Genomic DNA, 3,642 nt, shown 5'->3' with positions numbered 1-3,642 from the left:
GATTCGGGCACGTAGAGCGGCGTGCGCAACAGGCCAGTGATGTCGGACGGCGCCTCGCGACCAGCGACCTGGTGGAGGAACACGTCCTTGATGTGGATCATGCCGATCACCCGGTCGAGGCTGCCCTCATAGACCGGCAGGCGGCTGTGCTCCGCCTCCTTCAGCGCGACGATCAGCTCCTCGAAGCCGATCGTGCTCGGCACGGCGATGATGTCGCCGCGCGGCACGGCGACGTCGCCGGCCGTCTTCTCCCCGAAATGCAGGATGTTCTTGAGCATGAGCCGCTCGGCGTCGCTGAGGTCGCCGACGCGGGGCGCCTCGCCTTCGCGGCTTGCGAGCGCCTCCTCGATCTCGTCGCGGAGGCTCGCGCCGTTGCCCTCGCCGAACAGGAGCGTCCTCAGGCCGCCCCAGAAACTTCGCCCGTCCTGCCCGGAGCCCGGACTGTCCTCGTCCATGATCTTAGGTGTCTACCTCGCTGACATGATAGGGATCGGCGATCCCGATGGATGCGAGCGCCCGCCGCTCGGTCTCTTCCATCTCCTCTGCTTGTGCGTCGCTCGTTTCGTGGTCGTAACCTAGCAGATGCAGGGTGCCGTGCACCACCAGATGCGCGGCATGGGTCGCGACCTCGACCCCCTTCGCCTCGGCCTCGCGCGCGCAGACGCCATAAGCGAGCACGATGTCGCCGAGCAATTGCGCGCTTGCCAGCTCGGCTTCCTTCGCCATCGGGAAGGAGAGGACGTTGGTCGGCTTGTCCTTGCCGCGCCACTTCGCGTTGAGCGCGCGCACCTCCTCGTCAGAGGTGAAGGTGACCGAAATTTCGCTGTCGGCGAGATTCCCATGGCGGCTGGCCGCGATCGCGGCGTGGACGGCGCTGCGGGCGAGGGCGGGCCAGTCGGTGCGACTGTCCCAGTCGTCCGAAACATCGGTCTCGACGCCGATCACCGGTCCGGCCCTTCATAGGCCTCGACGATCCGTCCGACGAGCGGGTGGCGGACGACGTCGCCCGCGCCGAAGCGGACCATCGAGATCTTCTGAATCCCCTCCAGCTTCGAAACCGCGTCGGCGAGGCCCGAGGTGACGCCGTTCGGCAGATCGGTCTGGTTCGGGTCGCCGCAGATCACCATGCGCGAGCGCATGCCGAAGCGGGTCAGGAACATCTTCATCTGCTGCGGGGTGGTGTTCTGCGCCTCATCGAGGATGATGAAGGCGTCCGAAAGCGTGCGGCCCCGCATGAAGGCGATCGGCGCGATCTCGATCTCCCCCGACGCGATCCGCCGCTCGACCTGCTCTGTCGGCAGCATGTCGTAGAGCGCGTCGTAGAGCGGCCTCAGATAGGGATCGACCTTCTCCTTCATGTCGCCGGGGAGGAAGCCGAGCCGCTCGCCCGCCTCGACCGCGGGGCGCGAAAGGATCAGCCGGTCGACGCTGCCGCCGATCAATTGCTGCACCGCCTGGGCGACGGCGAGATAGGTCTTGCCGGTGCCCGCCGGGCCGAGCGCGAAGATCATCTCGTCGCGATCCAGTGCCTCCATATAGACGGCCTGCGTCTTGGAGCGCGGCACGATCGTCTTCTTGCGGGTGCGGATCATCACTTTGGGCGGCTCGATCACCTCCGGGGCGATGATCCCGTCCAGGGTCGGCTGGCCGGACATGGCGATGATCGCGTTGACGAGCTCGGCGTCGATGTCCTGCCCCTCGTCGAGCCGGTTGTAGAGGCCGAGCAGCACCTCGCGGGCGCGCGCCGCCGCCTCGGGCTCGCCTTCGATCTGCACCTTGGCGCCGCGCGCGGCGATATAGACGCCAAGCCGATCCTCGATTGCGACCAGGTTGCGGTCGAACTCGCCGAACAAGGGCCCGAGCAGATGCGGCTGCTCGAACTCGATCTCCAGCCGCGCGCGCGGGGCGGCGACTTCGGCCTTCTTGTTCTGGGCCATCAGGCGGCTTCTTTCACCAGGTGGGCGCCGGCGAGGCTATTCGGGCCGGCGGAGACTAATTCGACCTCGACGATATCGCCGATGCTCGCGTCGGTCTCGAGGTGGACCGATTGTAGCCAGGGCGACTTGCCGACGAGCTGGCCGGGCTTGCGGCCGGGACGTTCGAGCAGGATTTCGCAGCGACGCCCGACACTCGCCTGGTTGAAGGCGTGCTGCTGCGCATTAAGCAGCGCTTGGAGCCGCTGGAGTCGATCGTCCATAACTTCCGGCGCCACCTGTCCGTCCATCTCCGCCGCCGGCGTTCCGGGCCGCGGCGAATATTTGAACGAGAAAGCCTGCGCATAGTTCACCGCCTCGACGAGGCGCAGCGTTTCCTCGAACTCGGCGTCGGTCTCGCCGGGGAAGCCGACGATGAAATCTCCCGAGAGCGCGATGTCCGGCCGCGCGGCGCGAACGCGGTCGAGGATACGGAGATAGGACTCCGACGTATGACTGCGGTTCATCGCCTTGAGCACGCGGTCGCTGCCCGACTGCACGGGAAGGTGCAGATAGGGCATCAGCTTTTCGACCTCGGCATGGGCGCGGATCAGCCCTTCCGTCATGTCGTTGGGATGGCTGGTTGTGTAGCGGATGCGCGCGAGGCCCGGCAGCGCGTCGAGCGCCCGGATCAGATGCTCCAGCCCGCGCTCGCCGTCGGCCCAGGCATTCACGTTCTGGCCGAGCAGGGTGATCTCCTTCGCGCCCGCGTCGATCAGCGCCTTCGCTTCGTCGAGGATCGCAGCGAAGGGACGGGAGACCTCGGCGCCGCGCGTATAGGGGACGACGCAATAGGTGCAGAACTTGTCGCAGCCTTCCTGGACGGTGAGGAAGGCGCTCGGTCCCTGCTTGCGCCGCGCCGGCAGCGCGCCGAACTTGGAAAGGAGCGGCATATCGGTGTCGAACACGCGTTTCCCCGCCTTCGCCTGGCGGACCAGCTCGGGCAGGTTGTGATAGGCTTGCGGGCCGACGACGATGTCGACCCCCGGCGCTCTGCGCGCGATCTCCGCTCCCTCCGCCTGGGCGACGCAGCCGGCGACGGCGATCAGCGGCTGCGCCGCGCCGCCGCGGTTCAGCACCCGGCCGATCTCCGAATAGACCTTCTCGGCTGCTTTCTCGCGGATATGGCAGGTGTTGAGCACGACCAGGTCGGCCCCGGCGCCCTCGGAGACTGGCGTCAGCCCTTCGGCGGCGAGCAATTCGCCCATCCGCTCGCCGTCATAGACGTTCATCTGGCAGCCGGAGGATTTGACCGCGAAGGTGCGGGGAGTCCGGTTCTTCATCGCCGGCCATATAGGGGATCGCTCCCCGCTTCGGAAGCGGCGAGGACGGCGCCCACTTCCGCCTGCGCCCACGCGGCGAGCGTTTTGCGATCGCCGGCCTCATGCGGATCGATCGGCGCGAGGAAGGAGATGGTGAGCGGGATGGAGCCGCGCCGCGAGAGAACGCGCATTGCGTTCGCGCCCGAGCCTTCGTCGCCGGTCCAGGCGATCTCGCGCGCGAGCGCGCCGTAATCCAGCGCCACGGGCTGCACCGTCACCCCTTCGAGCGGCTGGAATGAACCGCACGATCTACGTCGCCCGCCAGGCGCGGCGCGAGGTCCATGCCCAGGCCGACCAGCTCCGCGCCGCGCTCGCCGAGGGGCGCGCCGTTGCCCTCTTCCCGGAAG

At 67.7% G+C, this 3,642-nt stretch carries 5 protein-coding genes; all 5 read right to left on the bottom strand.

The features are described from left to right. On the bottom strand, positions 1-455 hold a 455-nt coding region (locus tag ACT4N8_RS02835; protein ID WP_444856623.1), incomplete at its 3' end, for a CBS domain-containing protein. Between the two features lie 4 nt (positions 456-459). Beyond that, positions 460-945, bottom strand: coding sequence for an rRNA maturation RNase YbeY (gene ybeY / locus ACT4N8_RS02830; RefSeq protein WP_444856622.1), 486 nt, complete (start codon positions 943-945; stop codon positions 460-462). Further along, the gene (locus ACT4N8_RS02825) at positions 942-1,937 is read right to left on the bottom strand and encodes a PhoH family protein (RefSeq protein ID WP_444856621.1); all 996 of its coding nucleotides are present in this window, start codon (positions 1,935-1,937) and stop codon (positions 942-944) included. Before ACT4N8_RS02825 ends, ybeY begins: the two co-directional genes overlap by 4 nt. After that, a complete protein-coding gene (gene miaB / locus ACT4N8_RS02820) occupies positions 1,937-3,268 on the bottom strand; it encodes a tRNA (N6-isopentenyl adenosine(37)-C2)-methylthiotransferase MiaB (RefSeq protein ID WP_444856624.1) in 1,332 nt (443 codons plus the stop codon). Before miaB ends, ACT4N8_RS02825 begins: the two co-directional genes overlap by 1 nt. Then, on the bottom strand, positions 3,253-3,507 hold the full coding sequence (locus tag ACT4N8_RS02815) for a hypothetical protein (RefSeq protein ID WP_444856620.1): 255 nt from the start codon (positions 3,505-3,507) through the stop codon (positions 3,253-3,255). The genes miaB and ACT4N8_RS02815 overlap by 16 nt, the downstream gene beginning before the upstream one ends. Between the last annotated feature and the right edge of the window lie 135 nt (positions 3,508-3,642).

It is taken from the genome of Sphingosinicella sp., from assembly GCF_052387495.1.
Taxonomy (GTDB): domain Bacteria; phylum Pseudomonadota; class Alphaproteobacteria; order Sphingomonadales; family Sphingomonadaceae; genus Allosphingosinicella.
This window is presented reverse-complemented; position numbering and strand designations above follow the sequence as displayed.